24 protein-coding genes and 1 pseudogene are annotated in these 25,884 nt (G+C 71.3%); 12 read left to right on the top strand and 13 right to left on the bottom strand.

Annotated elements, in window-relative coordinates; genetic code table 11:
* The first annotated feature begins 352 nt into the window (after positions 1 to 352).
* From groL to ACFVZW_RS04190, 4 genes are all read left to right on the top strand, one after another.
* Positions 353 to 1,981, top strand: coding sequence for a chaperonin GroEL (gene groL / locus ACFVZW_RS04205; RefSeq protein ID WP_383549929.1), 1,629 nt, complete (start codon positions 353 to 355; stop codon positions 1,979 to 1,981).
* 400 nt (positions 1,982 to 2,381) lie between these two features.
* The gene (locus ACFVZW_RS04200) at positions 2,382 to 2,849 is read left to right on the top strand and encodes an SRPBCC family protein (RefSeq protein WP_384516475.1); all 468 of its coding nucleotides are present in this window, start codon (positions 2,382 to 2,384) and stop codon (positions 2,847 to 2,849) included.
* Entirely contained in the window at positions 2,846 to 3,391 is a 546-nt protein-coding gene (locus ACFVZW_RS04195; RefSeq protein ID WP_384516472.1) for a GNAT family N-acetyltransferase, read from the top strand. The genes ACFVZW_RS04200 and ACFVZW_RS04195 overlap by 4 nt, the downstream gene beginning before the upstream one ends.
* Positions 3,392 to 3,491: 100 nt before the next feature.
* The gene (locus ACFVZW_RS04190; RefSeq protein ID WP_384516470.1) at positions 3,492 to 4,454 is read left to right on the top strand and encodes a hypothetical protein; all 963 of its coding nucleotides are present in this window, start codon (positions 3,492 to 3,494) and stop codon (positions 4,452 to 4,454) included.
* A gap of 81 nt (positions 4,455 to 4,535) precedes the next feature.
* On the opposite strand, the gene ACFVZW_RS04185 is transcribed toward ACFVZW_RS04190, so the two are convergent.
* From ACFVZW_RS04185 to ACFVZW_RS04175, 3 genes and pseudogenes are all read right to left on the bottom strand, one after another.
* Positions 4,536 to 6,188: a carbohydrate-binding protein gene (locus ACFVZW_RS04185; RefSeq protein WP_384516467.1), complete on the bottom strand. Its 1,653-nt coding sequence runs from the start codon at positions 6,186 to 6,188 to the stop codon at positions 4,536 to 4,538.
* 901 nt (positions 6,189 to 7,089) lie between these two features.
* Positions 7,090 to 7,221: pseudogene (locus ACFVZW_RS04180) on the bottom strand (DUF397 domain-containing protein); the annotation flags it as partial.
* A 4-nt stretch (positions 7,222 to 7,225) separates the two neighbouring features.
* A complete protein-coding gene (locus ACFVZW_RS04175) occupies positions 7,226 to 7,801 on the bottom strand; it encodes a hypothetical protein (protein WP_384516465.1) in 576 nt (191 codons plus the stop codon).
* A 273-nt stretch (positions 7,802 to 8,074) separates the two neighbouring features.
* Here ACFVZW_RS04175 and ACFVZW_RS04170 point away from each other — a divergent pair, with 273 nt between their 5' ends.
* Together ACFVZW_RS04170 and ACFVZW_RS04165 are read left to right on the top strand one after the other, a co-directional pair.
* Positions 8,075 to 9,571, top strand: a complete 1,497-nt coding sequence (locus ACFVZW_RS04170) for an alpha/beta hydrolase (RefSeq protein WP_384516462.1) — start codon at positions 8,075 to 8,077, stop codon at positions 9,569 to 9,571.
* Positions 9,572 to 9,719: 148 nt separating this feature from the next.
* Positions 9,720 to 10,829 (top strand): calcium-binding protein, encoded by a 1,110-nt coding sequence (locus ACFVZW_RS04165; protein ID WP_384516460.1) that lies wholly within the window; start codon positions 9,720 to 9,722, stop codon positions 10,827 to 10,829.
* A 142-nt stretch (positions 10,830 to 10,971) separates the two neighbouring features.
* On the opposite strand, the gene ACFVZW_RS04160 is transcribed toward ACFVZW_RS04165, so the two are convergent.
* Genes ACFVZW_RS04160 through ACFVZW_RS04150 form a run of 3 tightly spaced genes read right to left on the bottom strand, consistent with a single transcriptional unit; the run spans position 10,972 to position 14,431 of the window.
* Positions 10,972 to 12,468 (bottom strand): PTS transporter subunit EIIC, encoded by a 1,497-nt coding sequence (locus ACFVZW_RS04160; RefSeq protein WP_384516457.1) that lies wholly within the window; start codon positions 12,466 to 12,468, stop codon positions 10,972 to 10,974.
* Between the two features lie 38 nt (positions 12,469 to 12,506).
* Positions 12,507 to 13,433 (bottom strand): N-acetylmuramic acid 6-phosphate etherase, encoded by a 927-nt coding sequence (gene murQ, locus ACFVZW_RS04155; protein ID WP_384516454.1) that lies wholly within the window; start codon positions 13,431 to 13,433, stop codon positions 12,507 to 12,509.
* Positions 13,434 to 13,468: 35 nt separating this feature from the next.
* Positions 13,469 to 14,431 carry a MurR/RpiR family transcriptional regulator gene (locus tag ACFVZW_RS04150; RefSeq protein ID WP_384516452.1) on the bottom strand — a complete coding sequence of 321 codons (963 nt, stop codon included), beginning with the start codon at positions 14,429 to 14,431 and terminating at the stop codon, positions 13,469 to 13,471.
* A gap of 111 nt (positions 14,432 to 14,542) precedes the next feature.
* Between ACFVZW_RS04150 and ACFVZW_RS04145 the strand changes: the two genes are divergently transcribed.
* Entirely contained in the window at positions 14,543 to 14,899 is a 357-nt protein-coding gene (locus ACFVZW_RS04145; RefSeq protein ID WP_384516450.1) for a hypothetical protein, read from the top strand.
* A 13-nt stretch (positions 14,900 to 14,912) separates the two neighbouring features.
* Entirely contained in the window at positions 14,913 to 15,200 is a 288-nt protein-coding gene (locus ACFVZW_RS04140; RefSeq protein WP_384516447.1) for a DUF4031 domain-containing protein, read from the top strand.
* A 42-nt stretch (positions 15,201 to 15,242) separates the two neighbouring features.
* Here the strand turns inward: ACFVZW_RS04140 and ACFVZW_RS04135 are convergent, their stop codons facing one another.
* The 6 genes from ACFVZW_RS04135 to ACFVZW_RS04110 form a co-directional block, all read right to left on the bottom strand.
* Positions 15,243 to 16,445 (bottom strand): Cmx/CmrA family chloramphenicol efflux MFS transporter, encoded by a 1,203-nt coding sequence (locus tag ACFVZW_RS04135; RefSeq protein ID WP_384516787.1) that lies wholly within the window; start codon positions 16,443 to 16,445, stop codon positions 15,243 to 15,245.
* A gap of 166 nt (positions 16,446 to 16,611) precedes the next feature.
* Complete coding sequence (locus ACFVZW_RS04130; protein WP_384516444.1) at positions 16,612 to 18,810, bottom strand: FG-GAP repeat domain-containing protein; 2,199 nt, start codon at positions 18,808 to 18,810, stop codon at positions 16,612 to 16,614.
* Positions 18,811 to 18,916: 106 nt separating this feature from the next.
* The gene (locus ACFVZW_RS04125) at positions 18,917 to 19,576 is read right to left on the bottom strand and encodes a hypothetical protein (RefSeq protein ID WP_384516442.1); all 660 of its coding nucleotides are present in this window, start codon (positions 19,574 to 19,576) and stop codon (positions 18,917 to 18,919) included.
* A 124-nt stretch (positions 19,577 to 19,700) separates the two neighbouring features.
* Complete coding sequence (locus ACFVZW_RS04120; protein ID WP_384516440.1) at positions 19,701 to 20,624, bottom strand: hypothetical protein; 924 nt, start codon at positions 20,622 to 20,624, stop codon at positions 19,701 to 19,703.
* A gap of 141 nt (positions 20,625 to 20,765) precedes the next feature.
* Positions 20,766 to 20,987: a hypothetical protein gene (locus tag ACFVZW_RS04115; RefSeq protein WP_384516437.1), complete on the bottom strand. Its 222-nt coding sequence runs from the start codon at positions 20,985 to 20,987 to the stop codon at positions 20,766 to 20,768.
* Positions 20,984 to 21,223 (bottom strand): hypothetical protein, encoded by a 240-nt coding sequence (locus ACFVZW_RS04110; protein ID WP_384516434.1) that lies wholly within the window; start codon positions 21,221 to 21,223, stop codon positions 20,984 to 20,986. The genes ACFVZW_RS04115 and ACFVZW_RS04110 overlap by 4 nt, the downstream gene beginning before the upstream one ends.
* Before the next feature lie 110 nt (positions 21,224 to 21,333).
* Between ACFVZW_RS04110 and ACFVZW_RS04105 the strand changes: the two genes are divergently transcribed.
* A complete protein-coding gene (locus ACFVZW_RS04105) occupies positions 21,334 to 22,155 on the top strand; it encodes a Scr1 family TA system antitoxin-like transcriptional regulator (RefSeq protein ID WP_384516431.1) in 822 nt (273 codons plus the stop codon).
* Entirely contained in the window at positions 22,148 to 22,342 is a 195-nt protein-coding gene (locus ACFVZW_RS04100; RefSeq protein WP_384516428.1) for a DUF397 domain-containing protein, read from the top strand. Before ACFVZW_RS04105 ends, ACFVZW_RS04100 begins: the two co-directional genes overlap by 8 nt.
* 81 nt (positions 22,343 to 22,423) lie before the next feature.
* Here the strand turns inward: ACFVZW_RS04100 and ACFVZW_RS04095 are convergent, their stop codons facing one another.
* Positions 22,424 to 24,649 carry an FG-GAP repeat domain-containing protein gene (locus ACFVZW_RS04095; RefSeq protein WP_384516426.1) on the bottom strand — a complete coding sequence of 742 codons (2,226 nt, stop codon included), beginning with the start codon at positions 24,647 to 24,649 and terminating at the stop codon, positions 22,424 to 22,426.
* Between the two features lie 188 nt (positions 24,650 to 24,837).
* Between ACFVZW_RS04095 and ACFVZW_RS04090 the strand changes: the two genes are divergently transcribed.
* A complete protein-coding gene (locus tag ACFVZW_RS04090) occupies positions 24,838 to 25,137 on the top strand; it encodes a DUF2087 domain-containing protein (protein ID WP_384516424.1) in 300 nt (99 codons plus the stop codon).
* Positions 25,134 to 25,760, top strand: coding sequence for a LysE/ArgO family amino acid transporter (locus ACFVZW_RS04085; protein WP_384516421.1), 627 nt, complete (start codon positions 25,134 to 25,136; stop codon positions 25,758 to 25,760). Before ACFVZW_RS04090 ends, ACFVZW_RS04085 begins: the two co-directional genes overlap by 4 nt.
* Positions 25,761 to 25,884: the final 124 nt, after the last annotated feature.

Raw genomic sequence — 25,884 nt, 5'->3', positions numbered from 1 at the left:
ACCAGACAGCCCCCACCCCGCTCACCCCCCCCACCCCCGACTCTCCAGCGTGCCTTACCCACGCTGCCGCCCCCCACCCCCCCCCGCCCCCCCCCACCCCTCGCGCGTGTGCGGGCGCGTCCACGGGCGCGCCGGAGCCATCTCTCGATCTGTGGGAGTCGCTTGCACTCGCATGGGTCGAGTGCTAATCATTGGCGTTAGCACTCTGAAGGTGAGAGTGCTTACGAGGATCGGGCAGACGAGGTCCGCGGCCAGGTGGGGCAAGGAACCGCCGGGCTCGCAGGCCGTCCGTCGCGGGCGTCGGCGCGGTCCTGGAGCGTTATCCACCCCATGTCCGGGAGGACCACTTCACATGGCCAAGATCATCGCGTTCGACGAGGAGGCACGGCGCGGTCTCGAGCGCGGGATGAACCAGCTCGCCGACGCCGTCAAGGTCACCCTTGGCCCCAAGGGCCGGAACGTCGTCCTCGAGAAGAAGTGGGGCGCCCCCACGATCACCAACGATGGTGTGTCCATCGCCAAGGAGATCGAGCTCGAGGACCCGTACGAGAAGATCGGCGCCGAGCTGGTCAAGGAAGTCGCCAAGAAGACGGACGACGTCGCCGGTGACGGTACGACCACCGCGACCGTCCTCGCCCAGGCGCTCGTCCGCGAGGGCCTGCGCAACGTGGCGGCCGGCGCCAACCCGATGGCCCTCAAGCGCGGCATCGAGAAGGCCGTCGAGGCCGTCTCCGGCGCTCTGCTCGAGCAGGCGAAGGATGTCGAGACCAAGGAGCAGATCGCTTCCACGGCCTCCATCTCCGCCGCCGACACCCAGATCGGCGAGCTCATCGCCGAGGCGATGGACAAGGTCGGCAAGGAAGGCGTCATCACCGTCGAGGAGTCCCAGACCTTCGGTCTGGAGCTGGAGCTCACCGAGGGTATGCGCTTCGACAAGGGCTACATCTCGGCGTACTTCGCCACCGACATGGAGCGTATGGAGGCGTCCCTGGACGACCCGTACATCCTGATCGTCAACTCCAAGATCTCCTCCGTGAAGGACCTGCTCCCGCTCCTGGAGAAGGTCATGCAGTCGGGCAAGCCCCTGCTGATCATCGCCGAGGACGTCGAGGGCGAGGCCCTGTCGACCCTGGTCGTCAACAAGATCCGCGGCACCTTCAAGTCCGTCGCGGTCAAGGCCCCGGGCTTCGGCGACCGCCGCAAGGCCATGCTGAACGACATCGCCATCCTCACGGGCGGCACGGTCATCTCCGAGGAGGTCGGTCTCAAGCTCGAGAACGCCGGCCTGGACCTGCTGGGCCGCGCCCGCAAGGTCGTCATCACCAAGGACGAGACCACGATCGTCGACGGCTCCGGCGAGAGCGACCAGGTTGCCGGTCGCGTCAACCAGATCCGTGCCGAGATCGAGAACTCGGACAGCGACTACGACCGCGAGAAGCTGCAGGAGCGCCTGGCGAAGCTCGCCGGCGGTGTTGCGGTCATCAAGGCCGGTGCCGCGACCGAGGTCGAGCTCAAGGAGCGCAAGCACCGCATCGAGGACGCCGTTCGCAACGCGAAGGCGGCCGTCGAGGAGGGCATCGTCGCCGGTGGTGGCGTGGCCCTGCTCCAGGCCTCCAACGTCTTCGAGAAGCTCGAGGCCGACCTCTCGGGCGACGAGGCCACCGGTGCCGCGATCGTGAAGCTGGCCCTCGAGGCCCCGCTGAAGCAGATCGCCGTCAACGCCGGCCTCGAGGGTGGCGTCGTGGCGGAGAAGGTCCGCAACCTGCCCGTCGGCCACGGCCTGAACGCCGCGACCAACGAGTACGTGGACCTCATCGCCGAGGGCATCATCGACCCGGCGAAGGTGACGCGCTCCGCGCTGCAGAACGCGGCCTCCATCGCCGCGCTCTTCCTCACCACCGAGGCTGTCATCGCCGACAAGCCGGAGAAGGCCGGCGCGGCCGCTCCGGGCGGTATGCCGGGCGGTGACATGGACTTCTGATCCATCCGGATCGGCAGTTCCTCGCTGTACGCGACCGAGGGCGGTACTCCCTACTGGGGGTGCCGCCCTCGGGCTGTCCGGGGGTGCGGGCCCGGGCGGTCCGGGGGTGCCGGCCGGGCTGTCTGGGGGTGCAGGCCCGGGGCTGTCTGGGGGTGCGGGCCCGGGCTGTCCGAGGGTGCGGGCCCGGGCTGAGTGAGGGTGCCGGCCGGGCTGAGTGGGGGTGCCGGCCCGGGGCTGTCTGGGGGTGCGGGCCCGGGCTGAGTGAGGGTGCCGGCCCCGGGCTGTCTGGGGTGCAGGCCCCGGGCGGTCTGCGGGTGCCGCCCTCGGGCGTTCGGGGTGATGCTGGTGGGAGGACCCCTGACGGTCCCCACGGCCGGATCCCCCACGGCGGGAGCGTTCCATGATCACGCTGCTGACGACACCCACCGACCGCGAGCTGGTCATCACCCGAACCTTCGACGTCCCGCCCGCCCGCGTCTGGGAGGCGTGGACGAAGCCCGAGCACGTCCGCCAGTGGTACGGGATCGCCGCGCTGACCACGACGGTCGCCGACATCGACCTCGAGGTCGGCGGAGCCTGGCGCTGGGGCCAGCAGGCGCCGGACGGACAGGAGATCGTCTTCTCGGGGACGTACGAGGAGATCGTCCCGAACGAGCGCCTCGTCTACACCGAGAACTTCGAGCTGATGCCCGGCCCGCCCGTGCACGTGACCCTCACCTTCGACGACACCCCGGACGGCGGCACGGCCCTCACCAGCACGTCGCTCTGGCCCTCCACGGAGATCCGGGACCAGGCGCTGGCCACCGGCATGGAGGACGGGGTGAAAGAGGAGTACGACCGCCTGGCCGCGTACCTTCGGACGATGTGAGCCTCATCGTTCCCCGGCTGGCGGCCGGGGCCTTCGAACTGCGCCGCTGGGAGCGGGCCGACCTGCCCCTCCTGGAGGAGGCGTCGACGGACGCGTACATCCCCCTGGTCACCACCGTCCCGCCGGTGTACTCGGAGACGGAGGGCGAGGCGTTCGTCCGCCGCCAATGGGCCCGCGCGGAGAACGCGACCGGATACCCCTTCGTCATCGTCCGCCGCCGAGACGCGCGGGCCGTGGGCATGATCGGCCTCTGGCTCCGTGAACTCCCCGAGGGCCGCGCGACCCTCGGCTACTGGATCGCCCCGTCCTGCCGCGGCGAGGGCGCGGCCGCGGCGGCGCTGACGGCGGTGACCGCGTGGGCATTCGACGAACTGGGCATCCCACGCCTCCAGTTGCTCGCGGAGCCCTGGAACGAGGCCTCGATCCGGACGGCGGAACGGGCGGGGTACGTACGGGAGGGGGTGCTGCGCTCCTGGCAGGAAGTGGGCGGGGAGCGACGGGACATGGTGATGTACGGACAGGTGCGGCGGCCCCCCGGGTGACGGCTGTTCCCGGCCCGAGCGTGTGGGGACCCTGAGGGGGGCGGGGGTAGCCCAGGGGTACGGGGTATAGGGCTACGTGGGAGCGCAAGGGGTGGAGACGATGCGTCGTGCGGGACTGCCTTACCTCACCTACTACTTGACGATCTCGCGCAGACAGAAGGATCGCGGGCCCGTCGGTCCCAGTGACGGCAAGGTCCGGGTCTTCGAGGAATCGCCCTCACGTCTCCTCGACGGCGAGCGCGCGCCTTCCCTCTTCTTCGTCTGGACCCCGGGGCCGTTCGACGGCGCGGGGGAACTCGTCCCGTGCACCCCGCAGACCTGCCGCCGCTGGGTGGAGGCCGGCCTTGCGTACGCCGCCGCCATGGACGACATCAGCGTCGAACTGCAGGCCGCCCACCGTCGCGCCGCGGCCGTCCCGTGGTGGCGGCACTTCGCCGCGCGGCGCGCCATGAGCGCCTTCGAGGAGACGCGGCAGCGGTACGAGCGGGTGATGCGGGAGGCGAGCGAGGCGTACGAGCCCGTCCGTCGGGAGATCCGGGAGGCGGTCCGGGGCGAGAAGGAGAAGGCCGTCGCGCGGGCGCGTGAACGGGAGCGGCAGGAGGCGGAGGCCTGGCGGCGGAGGCGGAGGCTAGCCGAGCGGGAGGTCTGGGGCTGGGAGATGGTGGCGTCGGAGGAGTCGGCGCCGGTGGAGGGCGGCGGGCGGCAGAGCGCGTATGTCTTCCGGCATGACGTGCCGGGTGGTGATGTGCGGGGTGGTGATGTGCGGGGTGATGGTCCCCGTGTCGATCTGTCGGGCCTGCGCCAGGCGCTCAAGGAGCTGGACCTGCCCGACGTGGTGTGGGACGCGGCCGCGCTCGCCGAGACGGAGCGGGAGCTGGTGGACGTCGGCTTCGATCGCTGGTGGCGGGACCTCTTCTACGAGGACTACCGCACGTTCACCAAGCCCCCGCCCCCGCCTCGGCCCGGCCCGGGTGCCACGCGTCCGGGCAACCCTTCCGGGGGTACGGCCACCGGCGGAACCGGTGGTTTCAGCGGTGGGTTCAGCTGCGTCGGCGGCTTCTGAGGCTTCCGAGGTGCGGAGGTCGGCCGCCGGGGGTGGTCTCGGTGGGCAGGGGGGTTGCGGTGGGCAGGGTGGTTGCGGTGGCTACCAGGTGACCGGTCGGCCGCCGAAGGCGACGGCGAGGCGGCCGTCGGAGGCGTAGGACCAGCTCAGGGCGCCTGCGTACGAGGGGCAGCGGGAGCCGTTCGCGCCGGACCAGAACTGGTTCGAGCCGTCGACGTCACCGATCGTCCGGTCGTTCGTCCCGGTGGCGGAGCGGCAGGAGGTGTTGCTCCGGAACACCGAAGTACCGGCGTCGAAGGTGTAATTGCGCTGGGCGTTGTCGACGCTGATGTTGTTCGACATCGTGATCGTGCCCGGGTTGCTGTTGTACGTGAACCCGTGCTTGCCGTTGTGGAAGGCGATGCTGCGCCGGACGACGTGGTCGACCTCGATGTCCTCGCCGCCGAGCTTGTAGCCGTTGCGGTCGCCGTTGCCGGCCTGGGAGCCGTCGCTGAGGGTGCCGTTGTCGTACGCGAGGGAGTCCTCGATGGTCACCGGGCCGATGGGGCCGGTGTCCGTCTTCGTGTAGAGGTCCCAGCCGTCGTCGATGTTGTGGTGGGACACGGCGTAGCGGAAGACGTTCCCCGAGCCGACCGTGAGCTTCGCGGCGAAGCCGTCGGCGTCCTCGCCGTCGGAGTCGGCGTTGTCGTGTGACTCGGCGCTGAGGATCAGGTTGTGGGACGGCCACTGCTCGCGGGGAGTGGAGGAGGCGATCCGCGAGAGCTGCAAGCCGGTGTCGCGGTTGAAGCGTGTGACGGTGCGCTCGATGACGTTGTTGCTGCCGCCGACGAGGATCCCGTTGTCGCCGGCACGTTCGACGACGATGCCGTTGACGTGCCAGTACGAGCCGTTCAGAGCGAGGCCGCGGTTGGCCGGGTCCTCGGCCATGGCGGAGAAGTTCAGCACCGGGGTCTCGCCCGGGTAGGCGGAGATCGTCTTGCGGGCGGTGGCGGTGCCGTTGTTGGTCGGCGGAACGGTGATCGTCGTGGAGTGACGGTACGTGCCGCCGCGGAGGTAGATCGTCCCGCCGGCGCCGACGCGGCTGATCGCAGAGGTGAGCGTGGTCGGGTCGGACTGCGTGCCGGACGCGCCGTCCGTGCCGTTCGGGGTGACGTACAGCGCGCCGGCCGTGGGCGGCGGGCCGTCGGCCGTCGTGACGTTCAGGGAGTCGACGTTGGGGAGGCCGGCGGCGGTGGTGGGGGAGAGCCGGATGGTGTTGCTGCCGGCGTTCAGGGTCACGGTCAGGGTCTTGGTCGACCAGGTGGACCAGGCGCCGGTGGCCTCGAACGAGGGCGTCTGGACGGTGGATCCGTTGACGACGAGACCGGCGGGGCGGGCGGTGGTCGTGCCGTTGGCGAACCGGACGGCCAGGGTGGCGGTTCCGGCGGCGGGGGCGTTCACCGTGAACTGGGAGGAGGCGCCGACGGCGTTGGTCCCGTTGCAGAAGCCGCTGCCGGTGAAGCCGCCCCAGTCGGAGTCGACGGTGCCGGAGCAGGTGGCGGGGAAGGCCTCGGCCTCGTAGAGGGACGATGCGGCTTCGGCGGTGGTGGTGTCGGTGAGGGCGAGGGCGAGGGCGAGGGCGAGGGCGGTGAGGGTGAGGGCGGTGAGAGTGGCGGTTAACAGGGCGGTGGTGGCGGTGGTTGCGGTCGTGGCGGTGGTTGCGCCGGTGGCCGTGGTGAGTCGTCGCAGATGCATGGGGGTCTCCGGGACTGGACGAGAAAGCGCTTTCCCCGGAAGCTAGGGGCGCGGCTGCGAGGGCGTCAAGGGTTGTGTATGTGATTACTGTTCAGGTGTGTGAACTTAGTTGGGGTTTCTGAGGGGCCGGTTCTGGGTGAGCTGGGGGGGCGCTGGTGGGCTGGGGTGTGCGCGCCGTGGGCTTTGGGTCGCTGGGGCCTGAGGTGGGCGGCCCTGTGGGTTTCGGGGTTCTGGGGGCCTTGGTGTGAGGGCCCTTGCGAGCTTCTGGGTGGGCCGCCCTCGTTCCGAGTGTGGCGACCGGAGGCGGTGCGTCAAGGGCGCTCCTGCGTCGCGTCGGCTTCGCCGATTGCGCTGCGCTTCACCCTTGACCCACCGCCTCCGGTCGCCTTCTCACACTCGGAGGGCGGCCGGGGGGCGTGGCCACGCGGCAACCCTGTGGCGCGAAGCGCCGTGGGCGTCTGTCGGGTGTGGGGGTGGTGGTGCGCGGTCCACGAATGGGGCGGCCCGGCGGCGCTTGGCGTGTGACGGCCGTCGGTTTGCTGGGACTCATGCCCCGCTGGTCACTGCCGGTGGGTGGTGGGGTGAGTTGATCGGGGTGGGTGTCGCTAAGTTCCGCAACTCGCCTTCGGGGGGTCCTGAGGGGCCGATTCCGGGGAAGTTACCGCGAGTAGTGGAGAGTTAGGGACACCGGCCGTTGGACCGACGCCGTCCCCGCCCCCCCGTGTGGGCCATCGTCCCGCTGGAGCGGGACGGCGCCCTTGTCGGGCCCAGGCTCCCGGTCCGTACGGTGCCCACGGGGTGCGGCGCCGTCGTGGGGTTGTGCCCACCCTCCCCCAGACTCCGGGGGGACCCCCAGCCCTGCGGAACGCCTGCCCACAACCAGGTGGCGGCCCTGCGGTGCCTACTTGAGGCCGTCCGCGAAGGTGGGCCAGGAGGCGGTGCCCAAGGCACGTTTCCGTCCGTCGGGGTTCTTGGAGTCGCGCACGGGGACGATGGCGGGGTTCGACGCTCGCCGGGTCCAGGGTGTCGCGGTGCGCTCAGCCCCTCTCGACCGTGCGCAGCGGCCGGCCCGTCTCGGGGTCGAGGTCGATGAAGTGGGTCTGGGTCCCGTCTTCGCTCTCGGGCTCGGATTCGGGGTCGCCGGTGACGAGGCGGATGCGGTCGGGGCCCGCCCAGGACGCCTCGGCGAGGCCGTTGGCAGGGTCGTCGCCGTTGAAGTAGCCCACGTGCCAGCGGCGCTTGGTCAGGCCGCTGCCCTCGTCGACGTACACCCACCACAGTGGGTCGATCATCGCCGAGCCCTCCTCGATCACGAGGTGGCGGTCTGTACGGCCGGGCGCTGCCGTGTCCTTCGTCTCCTCGGCGGCCCCGAAGGAGGCGAAGAGGACGAAGGGCAGGGCCGCGAGGGCCAGGAGGGCGGATATCGTCCCGGCGAGGATGCGGACGATCAGGTTGCGAAAGGCCATGAACACGGCCGTCGTCAGCGCCGCCCAGACCAACAGGCCGAAGAGCAGCGGGTGGTGGAAGACCTTCGCCACCACGAGCAGTCCGCCGTCCCGGTCGGCGTGCCGGCCGGCTGCCCCGGCCAGGATCAGGAGTGCGGATGCCAGCACGAGTCCGAGCGCGCGTTGTCTTCGGGTGAGTCGTCTCAGGGGGTTTCGGACGGTCGCTTCCATCGTTCTCCTGCCTCGGGGGCGTGTGTGTGGGGCGATGTGTCGCTCCCGGGGATATTCCGGCCGGAGTATGTCGTATGGGTGGCGTCCACGGGTCACCGCTGTGGCCTGCGGGGCATGTGAACTCCCCCGTGAGGGTTGGGGGCTAGCCCCACTCCGTACCGTCCTGGCTGCCGGATGTGATCATGAAGGGCCGTCAACAAAGCTTGGTACATGACCACTTACAAGATCGCCGCGCTCGCTCTCTCCGCCGCCGCGGTCGCCGTCACCCTCTCCGCGACCCCCCTCACCACCGCCCGCGCCGCGGCCGCCACGACCCCCGGCCTCACGTGGACGAACTGTGCCCAGAAGGGCGGGCCCGCCACCCAGGAGTGCGCCACCCTCACCGTGCCCGTGGACTACAGCGACCCCCGGGGACCCCAGCTCGCCCTCGCCGTGTCGCGGATCCGTAGCGAGCGGCCCGAGGAGCGGCGCGGGACGCTGGCCGTGATTCCGGGTGGGCCGGGTGGTTCGGGTGTGCAGCGGCTGACGGTGAAGGGGGACGCGCTGCGCAGAGAGCTGGGCGGGACGTACGACCTGGTGGCGCTCGATCCACGTGGGGTGGGCGGGAGCGCGAAGGCGAGTTGTGGGCTGGACGAGGACGACCGGAGGATGGTGACGCTGCGGTCCTGGCCTGCGGCGGACGGCTCGATCGACGAGAACGTCGAGCGGTCCCGGCGTACCGCCGAGGCGTGCGCGCGCAACGGGGGTGACGTGTTGTGGAGCATGACGACGGCGAACCAGGCACGGGACCTGGACCGGTTCCGGCAGGCGCTCGGGGAGGAGAAGCTGTCGGCGTGGGGTGTCTCGTACGGTACGTATGTCGGCGCCGTGTACGCGCAGAAGTTCCCGCACCGGACTGATCGTTGGGTGCTCGACAGCAGCAACGACCCGGATCCGAACCGGGTGGCGCGGGGCTGGCTCGCGTACATGGGCGAGGGCGCGGAGGACCGGTTCCCCGACTTCGCGGCCTGGGCGGCGCATCCGGACCGGGCGAAGGAGGGGCTGCGACTGGCGGAGCGGCCGGAGGACGTACGTCCGTTGGTGATCGCGCTGGCGGAGCGGCTGGACCGTGAGCCGAAGGAGTCGGCGAAGGCGGGCGTACCGCTGACGGGGAACGTGCTGCGGCAGGCCCTTCAGAACGCGCTCTACAGCGACGGGGCCTTCGCGGGCTTCGCCCGTCTGGTGGTGGACGCCCAGGTCCCGGGCCGTGAGCCCACGCTTCCGCCGCAGCTTTCCGAGGCGCTGTCCGACGAGGACGCGGCGATCACGGTCGGCGTCATCTGCAACGACGTGAAGTGGCCGCGTTCCGTCCCGGCGTACCAGCGGGCCGTCACGGCCGACCGGGCCCGGTACCCCCTCACGGCCGGCCTTCCGGCGAACATCACGCCTTGCTCCTTCTGGAAGGCTCCGGCCGAGAAGCCGACCCGGATCACCGACCGGGGGCCGTCCAACATGCTGATGATCCAGAGCCTGCGTGACCCGTCCACGCCGTATGCCGCCGGTCTGAAGATGCGCCGGGCCCTCGGCGACCGGGCCCGGCTGGTGACCGTCGACCACGGCGGGCACGGGATGTACCTGGGGAACGGCAACGCGTGCGGGGACCGGGCCGTCACCACGTTCCTGCGGACCGGCGAGCGTCCGGCCTCCGACACGTACTGCGCGAACTGACGGGCGGCCTCGCGCGGCGGTCGCTCACCCGAATGCGATCAGCCCGGTCGCAGGGCGACACGCGGTGTCATACGTTCCGTGACATATCGCCCCGTTTGTGATCACTGCATGTGGCTGCAGGTGGAGCGCCCCCGCACTGGAGGTTCGTATGTCCCCGCTCCGCCCACCCCGCCGCCCGGGCCCGGCCGTACTGGCCGTGGCCGCGCTCCTCGCGCTCGGTCTTCCGGCGGGCGCCGCGTCCGCGGCCCCGCCGACCTGCTTCGGAGTCCCGGCGAACATCACCGGCTCGGGCACGATCCTGGGCACGGCCGGAAGCGATGTGATCGTCGGCTCCGAGGACGCCGACGTCATCGACGGCCTGGGCGGCAACGACCTGATCTGCGCTCTGGGCGGGAACGACACGGTCGCCGGAGGGAAGGGCGACGATCAGGTCGACGGCGGGGCGGGCAGCGACACCGTACGTGGCGATGTGATCGCCCTGACCGGCCCCGCCGAAGGCGGCGGCAACGACCGGGTCTTCGGCGGCCCGGGCGACGACCGGCTCGGCGGGGACAGCCTCGCCCCCGCCGGTGAGGCCATCGGTGGCGGGAACGACCAGATCTTCGGTGGTCCCGGGAACGACGTCGTGTCCGGTGACAGCCGTGGTGCCGGCGCCTCCGGCGGGGGCGCCGACCTGATCGACGGTGGGGAGGGCGACGACGACATGAACGGGGACTCCGCCGCCACCGTCACCGACGCTGTCGGAGCGGGGGACGACGTGCTGCGGGGCGGACCCGGCGTCGACATCCTCATCGGCGACAGCAACGCGCAGGGCAGCACCTCCGGCAACGGCGGCGACGACGTCCTGGACCTGGGTGCCGACGGCGGGTTCTTCGCCATCGGCGACCACAACGCGGCGTCGGGAACGTCCACCGGCTCCGGGAACGACCGGATCGTCGGCGGCAGCGCGAACGAGATCCTCCTGGGGGACAGCTCCGTCGACACGACTCCGCCCGCCAGTGCCGGCAACGACATCCTGGAGGGCAGGGGCGGCGACGACCGCATCCTCGGCGACAACGCCGACTTCTTCATCGAGTTCACGGTCGGCACGGTGGGAGGGCGCGACGTGCTCAGGGGCGGCGCCGGCGCGGATCGGCTCCTCGCGGGTCCGAGCCGCGATGTCCTGGACGGGGGCGCCGGAACTCCCGACACCTGCGACGGCGAGGCGGGCACGGACGTCGCGACGCCGTCCTGTGAGACGACGACGAACGTCCCCTGACGGCCGACGGCCGACGCGGACGCCCGACGGCTGACAGCCGACGCGGACGCCATGACCTACGCGGACGGCACGGACGACGTCATGACGAGGGCGGCCCCCGGCATGGGGAGCCGCCCTCGTCGTCATGGCACGTCGGCCGGCGTCAGACCTTCACCGGCTCCGGCTCCTGTGGAGTCGTCGGGCCGCCCGAAGTCACCGGCGCGCCCGAGGCCACCGGGACCGTCACCGGCTCCGTGTCCACGTTGAACTCCTCCAGGAGCTCGCGGCTGAAGCCCCAGACGTACGTCGCCACGAAGCCCACCGCGTAGCCGACCAGCAGGCCGGCCGCGTAGATCGCGATGGTCTCGCCGAGGCCCTTGTTGCCGTCGAGGAGGGGGAAGAGGGCCCAGCCCGAGGGGCCGATGGCCGTCGAGCCGACCTTGTCGCCGAGCATGTTGAAGAGGCCGATGAAGCCGCCGCCGAAGGCGCCGCCGACGCAGGCCGTGATGAACGGGCGGCCCAGCGGGAGCGAGACGCCGTAGATCAGGGGCTCGCCCACGCCCAGGAAGCCGGCCGGGAGCGCGGACTTGATGGTGCGGCGGATCGAGCCGTTGCGGGGGAGCTTGAGGTAGACGGCGACCGCTGCGCCGACCTGGCCCGCGCCCGCCATCGCCAGGATCGGGAGCAGGACGGTGAAGCCCTGCTGCTCGATCAGGGTGGTGTGGATCGGGATCAGGGCCTGGTGCAGGCCCAGCATCACCAGCGGGAGGAACAGGCCGCCCAGGACGAAGCCCGCGCCGGCGCCGGCGTTCGCGAGGAGCCAGTTGGCGAAGTCGCCGATCGCGGTCGAGATCTCACCGGCCACGAACATCAGGCCGAAGATCGTGACCAGGCCGGAGACCAGGACCGTGAGGGTCGGGGTGACCAGGACGTCGAGCGCCTCCGGCACCCAGCGGCGGCACCACTTCTCGACGTACACCGCGAGTACGGCCGCGCCCAGCGCGCCGAGGACACCGCCCTGTCCGGGCGACAGGGTCTGGCCGAAGGCGTCGATCTTCGCGACGCCGGGGAAGACGATGATCGCCGCGACCGCGCCGCCCAGGATCGGCGTACCGCCGAACTCCTTCGCGGTGTTGAAGCCGACGAAGACCGCGATCAGCGCCATGAAGCCGCTCGCCATCGCCGCCAGGGCGGGTGTGACGGACGGCAGCCAGCCGAGGTTGACGAGCAGGCCGTTGAGGCCGGCGATGATGCCGCAGCCGATGAGGGCGGGGATCAGCGGGACGAAGATGTTCGCGATCCGGCGGAGGAACAGCTTGAACGGGGTCTGGTTCTTCGCCTTCTGCGCCGCCTTGATCGCCGCGCCCTGCGCCGCGAGGTCGTCCGCCGAGGGCTTCGGCGCCGCGGCGACGAGCGCCTCGAACTCCGGCGTCACGCGGGCGACCGTGCCCGGGCCGAGCACGATCTGGTACGTGTCGTCCTCCACCACGCCCATCACGGACGGCAGGGCCTTGAGGGCCTCGTCCTGGACGAGCGAGCGGTCCCGCAGACCCAGCCGGAGCCGGGTCATGCAGTGGGCCACGGAGCTGATGTTCTCTGCGCCGCCGACGAGCGGGAGGATCGCGGCGGCGATGGCGCGGTTCTTGTCGTCTGTGCTCATGGTGCGGTGGTGCCTTGCTGTGCGGGGGTGGGGAGGGTTCAGGGCTGCGCGTGCAGGGCGGCGCGCAGATGGCCCTGTGAGTCGGTGAGGCGCTGGTCGGCGCTCTTGGCGTCGATGTCGGCGAGGATCATCAGGATCGCGGTCTTCACTTCGCCGTCGGCGGCGGCGAGGGAGGTCTCGATCTGCTCGTCCGGTGCGCCGGTGGCGAGTGCGACGATCCGCCGCGACCTGGCCTGGAGCTTCTCGTTGGAGGCGCGGACGTCGACCATCAGGTTCCCGTACGTCTTGCCGAGCCGGATCATCGTGATGGTCGAGATCATGTTGAGGACGAGCTTCTGGGCCGTGCCCGCCTTCAGCCGGGTGGATCCGGTGAGGAGTTCGGGGCCGGTGACGACCTCGATGCCGTGTTCGGCGGCGGCGGCCAGCTCGCTGTCCGCGTTGCAGGACAGGCCGATCGTCAACGCGCCCGCCGCGCGGGCGTGTTCGACGGCGCCGATGGCGTACGGGGTGCGGCCGGAGGCGGAGATGCCGACCACCGTGTCGTTCGCGGTGAGGTTAAGCGCGTCGAGGTCGGCCGCCGCCAGCGCCTTGGAGTCCTCTGCGCCCTCCACGGCCTTCACCATGGCCGACGGGCCGCCCGCGATGAGGCCGACGACCTCGCTGGGGTCGGTGTTGAAGGTGGGCGGGCACTCGCTGGCGTCGAGGACGCCGAGCCGGCCTGCCGTGCCGGCGCCGGCGTAGATCAGCCGGCCGCCGCGTGCCATGCGGGCGGCGGTGGCGTCGATGGCGGCGGCGATCGCCGGCAGCCGCTCGGCGACGGCGGCCGGGACGGTCTGGTCCTCGGTGTTCATGGTGCGGGCGATGTCGAGGGTCGGGAGCTGGTCGATCTCCGCGAGCTCGGGCCGGAACGCCTCGGTGGTGAGTGTGGCCAGTTGCGCCTGAAGCTCGGAGTACGTAGAGGACACGTGCGGCTCTTTCGGTGCGACGTCGTCGTTGACGTTCAGCGGGTGCGGGGGGAGTGGCGGTGGGCGAGGGCTTCGTACGAGGCCGCGAGGGCAGGGGCCGCCGTCTCGTACGTACGTTGGGTGACGCAGGTGAACAGGCAGTCCACGACCAGGAGTTGGCTGGTGCGGGACGACATGGCCGCGGGGCGCAGTTCGCTCTCGCGGGCGGTGGAGGTGGTGAGGATGTGGTCGGCGTACTGCGTCACCGGCCCGTCCGGGCGGCCGGTGATCGCGACGGTGGTGGCGCCGTGGTCGAAGGCGACGCGGAGGGGTTCTATGACGTCGCCGGTCGAGCCGGAGTGGGTGATGGCGATGGCGACGTCGCCGGAGCGGAGCTGCACGGCGTTGGTGACGGCGAGGTGCGGGTCGCTGTGCGCATGGGCGAGGAGGCCGATGCGGAGCAGCTTCTGGCCGAGGTCCTGGGCGACGAGGCCGGAGGCGCCGACGCCGTAGATGTCGATGCGGCGGGCTCCGGCGAGGGCGGCGACGGCGGCGCCGAGCTGGACGGTGTCGAGTCCGGCGGCGGTGTCGGCGAGGGTCTGCTGCTCGTCGTAGGCGAGCTTGGCGACCACGTCGGCGATCGGATCGTCGACGGCGATGTCGGCGGTGACGGAGGGTGCGCGGCCGGACTGCTGCTGGGCGGCGAGGCCGGCGAGGGCGAGACGGAGGTCGCGGTAGCCGGGGTAGCCGAGGAGGCGGGCGGTGCGGACGACGGTCGCCTCGCTGGTGCCGGTGAGCTCGGCGAGGCCGGTGACGGTGAGGGCGGCGCAGCCGGCCGGGTCCCCGGCGACGGCTTCGGCGACCCGCTGCATGGAGCGGGTCATGGAGGGTGCGAGGGTGCGTACCTTGGCCGCGAGGGCGGCGGGCGCGGGTGGGGCGTCCTGGGCGGGTCCGGGGGTGGGCCCGCCGGGCTGGCCGACCAGCCGGCCGCTGAAACTTTCCTTCACGTCATTGGTCACACCTGAAAGATATTTTCGGCAGCTGGGAGCGTCAAGACCCCTTCGGTCCCGGATGGTCCCGGATGCGGACGGGACCTTCGTCCCGGAGGCTTGTCGGGTGACAATGTGTGCATGGACGACATCGACCCTCTGGAGCAGGCGCTGCATGCCGCCCGCGCCCTGGTCCTCGCCGATCTGGCGGCGCGCGACGTGGCCGCGGCCGAGGTCGTGTCGATGGTCGAGGACGCCGTCACCCACCGCCGGTGGTGGGTGGAGCAGTGGCCCGAGGGCATCACGTACGTCGCAGGCCTCGTCGCCCAGGACGTGCAGGACGCGCTCCTGGAGCACTACGGCCGCTGGCCCATCTGCCCGGTCTGCTCCTCCGGCGACCCCCATGCCCTGGACGTCGAGCCCGAGCTCGGCCCGGACCCGCACTGGGTCTGCGGCAAGGCGGGCGTGGTCGTCGCCCCGGTCGGCGGTCTGACGTGACGGCGGCCCTCAGATGACCCTCTTCATCGACCCGCCGACCTGGCCGGGCCACGGCCGTATGTGGTCGCACCTCGTCAGCGACGTCTCGCACGAGGAGCTCCACGCCTTCGCCGCGAGGATCGGCGCCCCGCCGCGCGCCTTCGAGCGCGACCACTACGACATCCCGTCGGACCGCTACGCGGACGCGGTGGCGGCCGGCGCGGTCGAGGTCGGCTCGAAGGAACTCGTACGGCGGATCACGGAAGCGGGGCTGCGGCGGCCGAAGTTCCCGCGGCGGGAGACGGAGTCCGACCCGCTGTAGCCGGCGGGCCCTGGTGGGCTCACCCCGGTGGTCCCGATGGGTTCAGCCGGTCGATACGGCCTTCTCCCGCTGCGGCGTGGAGGAGGCCACCACGCGCGAGCGGGACTTGTGCAGCCGCAGGGAGAGCGCGACCGTCGCCAGCGCCACCACCGTCATGGCCGCTCCGGCCCACGCGGTCGCCGCGAAGCCGAAGTCCGCGTCGATGACCGTGCCGCCGAACCAGGGCCCCGCGGTGTTGCCGAGGTTGAAGGCGGCGGTGGTCGTGGCGCCCGCGAGGGTCGGCGCGGCGCCGGCCACGTTGAACATGCGGGCGTTGAGCGCGGGCGCGGTGTAGAAGGCCGACACGCCGAGGAGGAAGGACAGGGCGATCACGGCGACCTGGCTGGAGGCGAAGAGGGCCAGGGCGGCCAGGAAGACCGTCGAGGCGGTGATGCCGGTGAGCAGGACCCCGAAGAGGTGGGCGTCGGCGACCCGGCCGCCGATCGTCGTACCGATCAGCGCGCCGATGCCGAAGAGGCCGAGGATCGCGGAGACCCAGCGGTCGTCGATGCCGGCGACGTCGGTGATGACCGGGGCGAGGTACGAGAACGCGCAGAAGACGCCGCCCGCGGCGAGCGCCGTGATCACGATCGAGAGCAGCACCTGGCGGTCGCGGTAGATCACCAGCTCGCGCTTGAGGCGGGGCTTGGTCTCCGGGAGCGGGATGTGCGGGATCCGGGTCGCCACGCCGACGAGCGCGATGGCGGAGGCCACTCCGACGGCCCAGAACGCGGAGCGCCAGCCGAGGTGCTCGCCGAGGAAGGCGCCGGCGGGGACGCCGAGGACGTTGGCTATCGACAGGCCGCCGATCATGACCGCCAGGGCGCGGGCGCGCGAGCCGACGGGGACCATCGCGATGGCGACGGCGGCGCCGACCGCCCAGAAGCCGGCGCAGGCGAGCGCGCTGACGATCCGGGAGGCGAAGAGGACCGCGTAGTTGGGTGCGAGGGCGCCGGCGACCTGGCCGAGGCCGAAGACGGTGATCAGGGTGACCAGGGTCGTCTTGCGGGGGAGCCGGAGGGTCGCGACGGCGAGCAGCGGGGCGCCGACGACCATGCCGATGGCGAAGGCGGAGATGAGGAGACCGGCGCGGGGGATGGAGACGTTCATGTCGTCGGCGATGGGTGGGAGAAGGCCGGACAGCATGAATTCGCTCGTGCCGAGCGCGAAGACGGAGAGGCCGAGGATGTAGACGGCCAGGGGCATACGGGTGGCGGCGGGGGCGGTCGGGGCTGCGGTGCGCTCGGCAGAGGTTGACGGCATGACATGCGTCAACCTGCGGTTTGTGCCTGACATTCCCCCGGGGCGAGGTGTCTCGCGATACGGACACCGGTCCCGCCCCGCAGTGGGGCGGGACCGGTGTCGGGTGCCGTCAGACGACGTGGTGGCCCGTGTCGCCGACGTACGGCAGGGAAGCCGGCTGCCGGCCGCCCAGGGGAGCGCGCCAGTTGCCGGTGCCCTGGTAGAAGTACTGGCTGTTCGGGCTGATGGCGACGAGGTCGGCGCGGCCGTCCCGGTCGGCGTCGCCGACGCCGACGAGGTGCGTGTACCCGCCCCAGCCGGAGCCGATCTTCACTCGGGGTGCGAAGGTGCCGTCGCCGTTGCCGAGGTAGAGCCAGAGGACGCCGGCGCTGTCGCGGGCGACGAGGTCACCGGCGGCGCCACCCGCGATGTCGCCGGTGGCGGTGATCTGGTTGTAGCCGTTCCAGCCCGTGCTGATCTTGACGCGGGTCGTGTAGGGGCTGCGCCAGTTGCCGGTGCCCTTGTAGAACCACATGGCGCCGGCGGTGTCGGTGGCCACGAGGTCGGCCTTGCCGTCGCCGTCGAGGTCGCTGCCTGCGGCGATCTTGTTGTAGCCGCCGAAGCCGGTGGCGATCTTGTACCGGGTGGCGAAGGTGCCGTCGCCGTTGCCGAGGTAGTGCCAGAGGGCACCGGCCGTGTCGCGGGCGACGAGGTCCGCGTGGGCGGCTCCGCCGATGTTCCCCGCGGCCTCGATCTGGTTGTAGCCGTTCCAGCCGGTGCCGACCAGCGTGCGCGACCGGGCGTCCAGCTGGCCGATGTCGTCGTGGAAGAAGGTGTCGCTCCGCCACAGCCGGCCGGAGGTGTCACGGGAGAGCAGGTCCGGGGAGCCGTTGTCGTCGTAGTCGTGCGGCGCGGCCTTGCGGACGACCTTGAACGTGCCGGAGGCGCTCGTGGCCGGGCCGATGCCGTTGAGCGGCCGCGCGGTCATCTGCCAGGTGTAGTCGCCGTTGTAGGCGCTGGTGAAGTCGGGCCCGATCTGGCCGTTCCAGTCGACCGTCACGCTCGGGGTGTACGGGTGGCTCCGGGTGAACTCGCGGGTCTGTCCGGTCCGGACGTGGCGCAGGGTGATGCTCACCTCGACGCTGGTCCGGGAGACCGCCCACGTGAAGTTCGCCTTTCCGCCGTTCTTGTCGAGGTCGACGGTGGCGGGGATGTCGTTGGCGCCGATCACGACGTGGGTGGGCTCGCCCGTGGTCGCCACCAGGCTGACGGCCGGAGCCCCGTCCGCACCGGTCGTGATCTTGTAGAGACCCTCGCCCTGGGCGAGGGTACCGCCGCGCACGTACAGGCCGTCGGGGGCGGCCGCGGACGAGGTCAGGTGGTCGAGGAGCTTGACCTTCGCGCCGGTCGCCGGGTCGTACGCGGTGAGGGCGTACAGCGGGTTGACGTCGCCGTTGGAGATTCCGCCCGCTTCGCCGTAGACGACCCAGCCGCCGACCAGGCCGATCTGGAGGTCACTCGTCCAGGCCGTGTCGATCGGGATCACCTGGACCTTGTCCGTGGCGCGGTCCAGGAGGAACACCATCGGGAGTCCGGTTTCATCGCCCTCGGTCCAGGCGACGTGCTTCTCGGAGACGGCGATGTCGCCACCCGCCGAGCCCGCGGTCCGGTCGTGGATCTCGTCGAGGGCGCCGGTGGCGAGGTCGAGCAGGCCCCACTTCTTCGCCGTGCCGTCGGTGAAGGTGACGAGCGCGTCCTCGGGTGTGCCCGGGGCGACGGCGATCTCGGTCGCACCGGCCGGGAGGCCCGTCACGGTCACCGTGCCGCCTTCCGTGTCGTGCCGGTGCATGCGTACGGTCGCGCCGTCCCCGGACTTGGTGAACACCGCGTTGGCGGCCGAGCCGATGTACCTCGCTCCGCCGGCCGACGACCCGACGGGGATCTCGAGCACGGACATCGTGCTCAGGTTTCGGAGCGTGACTTTGTAGATCCCCCCGGGGAAGACCAGGTAGTCCGTGGTTCGTGAGGAGCGCAGGAGCGTGCTCCAGTCGTAGACCTGTGAGGGGCCACCTGTGTAGCGCGTCCAGCGCTTCTCCCAGGTCGTGCCCGTGCGCCCGAGGACGCCGGTCAGTCCGGCGTCCATCAGCTTGGTGTCCTTGGGGAAGGGAATCGGCGTCGCCGAAGCGTCCGTCCTCGAAGCCGCTCCGCTGTTCGCCGAGTCGGCGGCGCTCGCGGGGAGGGTGGTCAGTGTGCCCGCCCCGAGCGTGACGGCCAGGACGGTGGTGACGGCGGCCAGGAGCCGACGCCGGGTCGAGCGTGCGTGAGGCACGTGAGGTTCCCCCTCAGATGAAACAGAAGTATGCGGGCGCACCAGGCACCACCCGAGGAGACTCACGAAACGACGGAAGGTTGTACGAAGATCGGGCGGGTTTTCGTCAGGGCTCCAGGTCCGCCAGCTCCCGTTCCAGGTTCCGGCGGGCTCGCGACTCCCAGGCCGCCGCGCCGTAGGGGGTGCGGAACAGGCGTGGCAGGGCGAGGAGTTGGCGCAGGACCGCCGCGCGGCCCTGGCGGAACGCGTCCTCCGGGACGAAGTCGTACTCCTCGCGGACCGCTCGCGCATACCCCCCGTACGTATCCTCGTCCGTCGCCAGGATCGCCAGGTCCGCGTCGCAGAGGATCTCGCCGTTGATGTCCCCGTCCGCCGGGTCGTGAGTGATCGTCAGGCGGACCAGGCGGGCCACCTCCGCCACCTCGTGGGGTGTGAGGCCCGCTTCCGTGAGGGCCTTTTCGGCCAGCACCGCCGAGCGCTCCTCGTTCTCCGAGCGCTCCGGCCGGTAGACCGCGTCGTGGAACCAGGCGGCCAGCCTGACCAGCTCCAACTCCCCGCCCTCGCCGCCCTGATCGGCGAGTTCGTCGATGCGGTCGAGGACCGCCCGCAGGTGGTCCACGGTGTGGTACCTGCGCTGCGGCTCGGCCCAACGGGCCAGCAGATTCCGGCCGTACGGGGCGGGGTCCGGGCCCTCGTGGCCGGTGCGGGCGGCGCGCAGGGTGGCGTTCCAGCGCTGGAGCAGGGCGGGGTCCGAGGCTTCGGTCATGGCTGCATTCTGCCGCCCCTCCGTGCTGGAGGCTCGCGTTCCGAATGCCGCTTCCCCTCGGTCCCGCGCCCCCCTGAGCGCTGCCCGCGTCCCCCCCGGCCGGGCGCGACGGAACAGGAACTCCTCATCCACCGTTGACCGCGACGGGTTCGCAGACGGGGCACCGGGACTCATCCCCTGCCGGGCGGAAGAGGGTCGCCTGGTCGTGCGGGCCCGCGCACTCCCGTGTCCCCGCCAGCCGCGCCGACAGCTGTGGTCCGGGCCCTGTCGGCCCGGCCACGGGCGGCCGGGGCGCGACCTCGCGGAGCAGGAAGCGGACGAGCCCGCCGGGCCGGTGGACAGGCGTACCGGCGCCGGGCAGTCCGCGCAGGATGTGCTCGTGCACGTCGGCGGAGGTGTGCCCGGCGACGAGCCAACGGGCGGTGAGGTCCGCCAACTCGCCCCGTATGCCGGGCGGGATGTGCCGCAACGCGGGCGAGAGGAGCGGCAGCGCGCCGACGAGGGCGCGCGCCTCTTCCCGATGTCCGTCGGGGGGCCCCTCGACGGTCTCCTCGGGCACCACGGGTGCGACCGGCTCGGGCGGAGGGTTGGAGGTGTCTTCCTCCGGATGTTTCTTTGGATGACCGTCGGTCGACGGGGCGGTCGGTTCACCGACGGCCGGAATCCGGGGACTCGGTGCCACCTGCGGTGTCACCCGTTCTGTACTGGTCCGTACGGGCATCCCCGCGAGGATCTTGGCGGCCTCCCCGGCGCTCAACGGCACGCTGGAGACGACCTGTTGGGTGACCCAGAGGCCGCCGGGTGCCTGTACCCGGCGCTCGTGGACGAAGCCCTCGTCCTTGAGTTGCCGCTTGGCACGGGTGAACGCGGTTGACCCGATCCGGGCGCGTTCGGCGGTCCGTGACAGACACTCCCTCGCGCCCTGGGGGAGGGAGAGTTGCCAGGTCAGGAGGCGAACGGCGTCGGAGCTGAGGCGCGGATGCCGGATCAGCTCGTGGGAGAACTGGGTGAAGGAGCGCGCGGGCGCGCTAAGGTGCCGGTAGATCACGGGAGGGTTTCGCTCCTGGTGGTCGAGGCCCTCGCTGATGGGTGCGAACCATCGCGGGGGCCGTTTTGCGTGAACGTACCGGACGGAATATGCCAACACCGACACGCAGAGTGAAGAACCGCCCGTTCGAGTGACACGCCCTCATGTGGGGTGCACGGGCGACGTGCTGATGATCCGTAGGGCCCCGCGCGGGGTCAGGGCCGCGCGCTCCTCCGGACTCGCGGTCCAGCACTGGTCGACGGCGGCTTCCCACACGTATCCGCTGGGGCGGACCAGGGTCAGCACGTCTCCGTCGACCTCGCGGACCTGGCCCGTGAGCGCCCGGGTCGCGTCCGTCACGATGTCGCCCGTCCGGTACCTCACGCTTCCCGCCGGGCCGCCCGAAGGGCGGCGGTGAGCCGCTTCGCGTCGCTCAGAGTGACGGTGCCGAGCCCGTAGAGGTGGAGATCGGCTCCGCTCGTCGCTCGCCTGACGTCGCGGTACAGGCCGGAGGTGGAGAGGCCGGCACCCTCCATCGCCGCCTTCAGGTCGCGGAACACCCGGGCGGCCTCGGGCTCGGAGACCGGGCGGACGGGGGGAGGGTTCGTGGGGCTGTGCATGGAGGGGCTCTCTTTCTGATGGATCTCCTCCGGGACACCTCAACGATGACGCGGATACCCCTACGCTCACCAGGAGTTGGGTTCCCAGGCGCAGGTGAGGAACGGGGCATATGCCAGGAGCGAAGGAACTGGACCCAGGGGACGGCATCGAGCAGTACCTCGGCAACATGGTGCGCGAGGCGCGTCTGGCGCTGGGGCGAGAGTGGACGCAGGCGCACGTGGCGGCTCAGGCGTTCAGCAGTGGGAGCCGGATCTCCGGTATCGAGCGGGGCGAGGACCCGCCGGACCGCGACCTCGCGAAGAAGCTGGAGTTCGTCCTGCGGCTCCCGCCGGGCTCCCTGGTGAACCTCGTGAAGATCCTGACCGAGCAGAGCGTGCGCGACTACGCCAAGACGTACATGCGGCGGCAGCTCGAAGCCACTGCCATCCACGAGTTCTCCCTCGTCGTGCCCGGCCTGCTCCAGACCGCCGGCTACGCCCGCGCGGTCATGGAAGCCGGTCTCGCGGGCGACTCGGCGCAGATCGGCGACTACGTACGGATGCGGCTGGAACGCCAGGCCGTGCTCGACCGGCCCGCCCCGCCCTGGATGATGATCGTGCTCGACGAGGCCGCCCTGCGTCGGGACATCGGTGGCAGCCAGGTCATGCGGGAGCAGACCGAGCATCTGCTCGCCCTGTGCGAGCGCCCCAACGTGAACATTCAGGTTCTCCCCCTGAGGGGGACGCCCGTGCCCGGATCCGTCGCTCTCCTCACGCTTCCCAAGGGGGAGCGGGGGGCGTACACAGAGGGCTTCAGCACCGGCAACTACACCGAGGAACCAGTCGAGGTGATGCGCTTTCAGCGCGTCTATGATCTGCTGCAACAGGGTGCGTTGGGCGTCCGGGCGTCCCTCGAACTGATGCGTGCTATCGCGAAGGAACACGATGACTGAGACCTCGCCGAACTGGCACACCAGCACCTACAGCGGCGCCGACAACGACGCCTGCGTCGAAGTCGCCGACAACGCACCCGGCGTCGTCCGGGTCCGTGACACCAAGGACCGCACCAAGGGCGAGGTGACCGCCACCCCCGCCGCCTGGGACGCCTTCACCGCGTTCGCGCGCGCCCACACGGCCTGAACCGCGCCGCCCTCGTCCGGAGACCGGTATCCCCGGGTGGGACACGGTCGCCACGCCGCCCGGGGATTCCGTGTCGTCGGATCAGGCCACGGATGTGGGCCAGTTGTTGGGCAGGCCGGTGGACTTCCGGTCGCCGAAGGGCTTGCTCCAGCTTCCCGTGCCCTTGTACAGGTAGGTCGCGGTGTCACCGGCGTTGGTCACCAGTAGGTCGGGACGGCCGTCCGTGTTGGCGTCGCCGATCCCGATGATGTGGCTGTACCCGCCCCAGCCGCTGCCGATCATGACTCGGGAGGCGAAGGTGCCGTCGCCCTTGCCGAGGTAGAGCCACAGGACGCCGGACGGGTCGCGGGCGACGAGGTCACCCGCCGGCGCTCCCGCGATGTTGCCGGTCGCGGTGATCTGGTTGTAGCCATGCCAGCCGGTGCCGATCTTCACACGGGACGTGTACGGGGTCCGCCAGCTGCCGGTGCCCTTGTAGAGCCACATGGCCCCCGCGGCGTCGGTGGCGACGAGGTCGGGCTCGCCGTCGTCGTCGAGGTCGCTCCCGGCGGCGATCTTGGTGTAGCCGCCCCAGTCCGAGCTGATCTTGTACCGGGTGGCGAAGGTGCCGTCGCCGTTGCCGAGGTAGAGCCACAGGACGCCGGCGGTGTCGCGGGCGACGATGTCCGCATGCGGGGCTCCGGCGACGTCGCCGGCGGCCTCGATCTGGTTGTAGCCGCTCCACCCCGTGCCGATCACCTTCTGCTCCCCGGACACGACCACCTGGTTGAAGTCGTCGTAGCGGGAATCGGCGCGCCACAGCCGGCCCGATCCGTCACGCAGGAGGACGTCCGGTGAGCCGTTGTCGTTGAAGTCGTGCGGGGCCGGCTTGCGGATGATCGTGAATGTGCCGGACGCGTTCAAGGTCGGGCCGATGCCGTTACGGGGCTCGGCGCCGATCTCCCACGTGTAGTCGCCGTTGTACGCGCTTTCCCTCGTACCGGAGCCGTTGTCGAGTGTGGCGCCCCAGTTCAGCGACACGACGCCGTCCCTCGGCCCGTCCAGGGACGTGGTGAAGACCTTGCCGGTCCGCACGTGGCGCAGCGTCACCGTGGCCCGTACGTTGGGCCGGGACAGCTTCCATTCGAGCGGCACGAGGACGTGGCCCTTGTCGTGTTCCTCGTCGAGGTCCATCACAGCGGGGACCTGGGCGCTCAACAGGGTGACCTTGGTGGGCTCGCCACTGGCCGCGACGAGCGCCGCGGTCGGGGTCTCGTCGGTGCCGGGGGCGATCCGGTAGAGGCCCTCTCCCTGCTCGGCCGTGCCACCACGCACGGTCAGGGCGCCGTCCGGTGCCACGGCTGCGGCGAGGGTGTGGTCGAGGAGCTTGCGGGTGGTCCCGTCCTTGAGGCTGCGTGCGGTCAGGGCGCTCAGCGGGTCCGGGGTCCAGTCGCTGAGGCCGCTGCGCGTGCCGTACGTGACCCAGCCGCCGACGAGGCCGACCTCGACGTCGCGCCTCGGAGCGTCGCCGACGTGCTCGAACTTCTGGGATTCCTTGGTGACGCGGTCGACCACCGTGATGTCGTTCGACCAGTCGTAGTCGATCCAGGCGAGGTGCGTGGCCGAGATGGCGAGGTCACCGTGGGTCCTGGGGAGTTCGTACGTCTCGGTCACCGTGTTCGTGGCGAGGTCGAGCGCGGCCGCGTACTTCTTGCCCTCGGAGGTGTCCGTCGCCCCGCTGCTGTAGGTCACCAGGGCGTGTCGGGCCGTTCCGGCCGTGACCTTGACGTTCCAGGCGTCTCCGGGAAGACCGGCCGTCATCCCGCCCGCACCACCGGTCGCGGTGTGCATGTGGAGGGGGCGGTCACCGAACTGGTTGGGGGCGTGAGTGAACAGTGCCTTGCCGGCGGCCCCCACGTACACGTTGTCCTCGTCGACGGGCACCGAGAGCAGCTTCTGTCCGGTACCCATGTCGGTGAGGTCGGCTTCTGTGGCCGAGTGGAATGCCACGACGTCGCCCGAGCCGGTGCTTTCGGCCTCGGCGGCCCAGTCGATCACCGTCGCGGGGGAACCGTCCGCGGGGACCCACTGCAGCGACCCGGAGGAGGGATCCTCGCCGTTCGGGGTGGTCTTCGTGAGGTAGCCCGAGGCAGTGGCGCCGAGGATGGTGCTGTTCTTCGGGAAGGGGGCCACGCTCGTCGTGGTCGCCTGCGTGGTGCTCTCGGTCGCCTGGACGGCGTACGCCGGGGCGGTCAGTACCGTCGGGCACGCGGTGACGGCGAGCACGGTGAGGACGGCTGCGGCCAGCTGCGGACGGGCGTAGGACAAGGTGAGTTCTCCTCAAGAAGACCATGAGCAACATGCGTTGCGGAGCTCAGACTCTTGATCGCTTCGATTGGTTGTACGCGCGGCCCGGTCGGTGCCGGGAAGCACCGCGGACGCGGCGGGCGGTTCCTGTGGGGCCGGGTCGTGAAATTGCGTTGCCTGGGCGGGAGCCGCCCGGCACGCTTCGGCGCATGACTTCCCATCCCGTGGCGGACCTGTTTTCCACCGAAGGTCGCCTGAAGGCGATCCCGCGCCGGCCCGCCCGCCGGGAGGCGCTCCTCGCGCATCTTGCCGGGTCGCTCTTCGAGCCCGCCCGCTCGTACACCGAGCGCGAGGTCAACGACGCGCTCCTCACCGTCCACGAGGACTTCCCGGCCCTGCGTCGCTACCTCGTCGTCGGCGGCCATCTGGCCCGTACGACCGACGGCGCGTCCTACCACCGACAGCAGCAGCCCGGCTCCCCCGGAGGCGCGACGCTCTCCGTCGCGTGACCGCCGCGGTGGTGGCCGGCCTGCTGGCCGGCTACGGAATCGCGATCCCGGTCGGCGCGGTCGGCGCCTACCTCGTGGCGGTCACGGCGCGCACGGGCTGGCGTACGGGCGCGGGCGCGGCCCTCGGTGTCGCCGCGGCGGACGGCCTCTACGCCGTGATCGCCGTCCTCGGCGGCTCGGCGCTCGTGCCGTTCCTCACCCCGGTCATGGCCCCGCTGCGCTGGGTCTCGGCGGTGGTCCTGGTGGGCCTCGCGGCCCGCTCGGCATGGACCGCGGTACGGGCCTACCGCGCGCGGAACCTCGCGACGCGCGACGACCGGGGCAGCCCCCTCACACCGCTGCGCGCCTTCGTCACGTTCCTGGGCATCACGATCCTGAACCCCATGACCGTGATCTACTTCGTGGCCCTGATCCTGGCGACGGGCCCCTCGGGTCCGGCCACACCCCTCGACCGTACGGTCTTCGTGCTGGCCGCCCTGGTCGCCTCCGCCAGCTGGCAGCTCTTCCTGGCCACGGGCGGCGCGCTGCTCGGACGGGGGCTCACCGGCCCCCGGGGGCGCCTCGCGACGGCGCTGGTGTCGAGCGCGCTCATCGCCGGACTGGCCGTCCACCTCGTGAGCTGACGCGGCACCCCTCCACCGGAAAACCGGGGGGGGGGTGCCGCGGCCCGCCCCAACCGTGCTGCCGAACCACGTCCGCCAGGCCAGGACCAGCCGTGGTACCCCCTGTGAGACCGCCCCGGAGCGG

Origin of the sequence: Streptomyces sp. NPDC059567, from assembly GCF_042735655.1 — a bacterium.
Taxonomy (GTDB): domain Bacteria; phylum Actinomycetota; class Actinomycetes; order Streptomycetales; family Streptomycetaceae; genus Streptomyces.
This window is presented reverse-complemented; position numbering and strand designations above follow the sequence as displayed.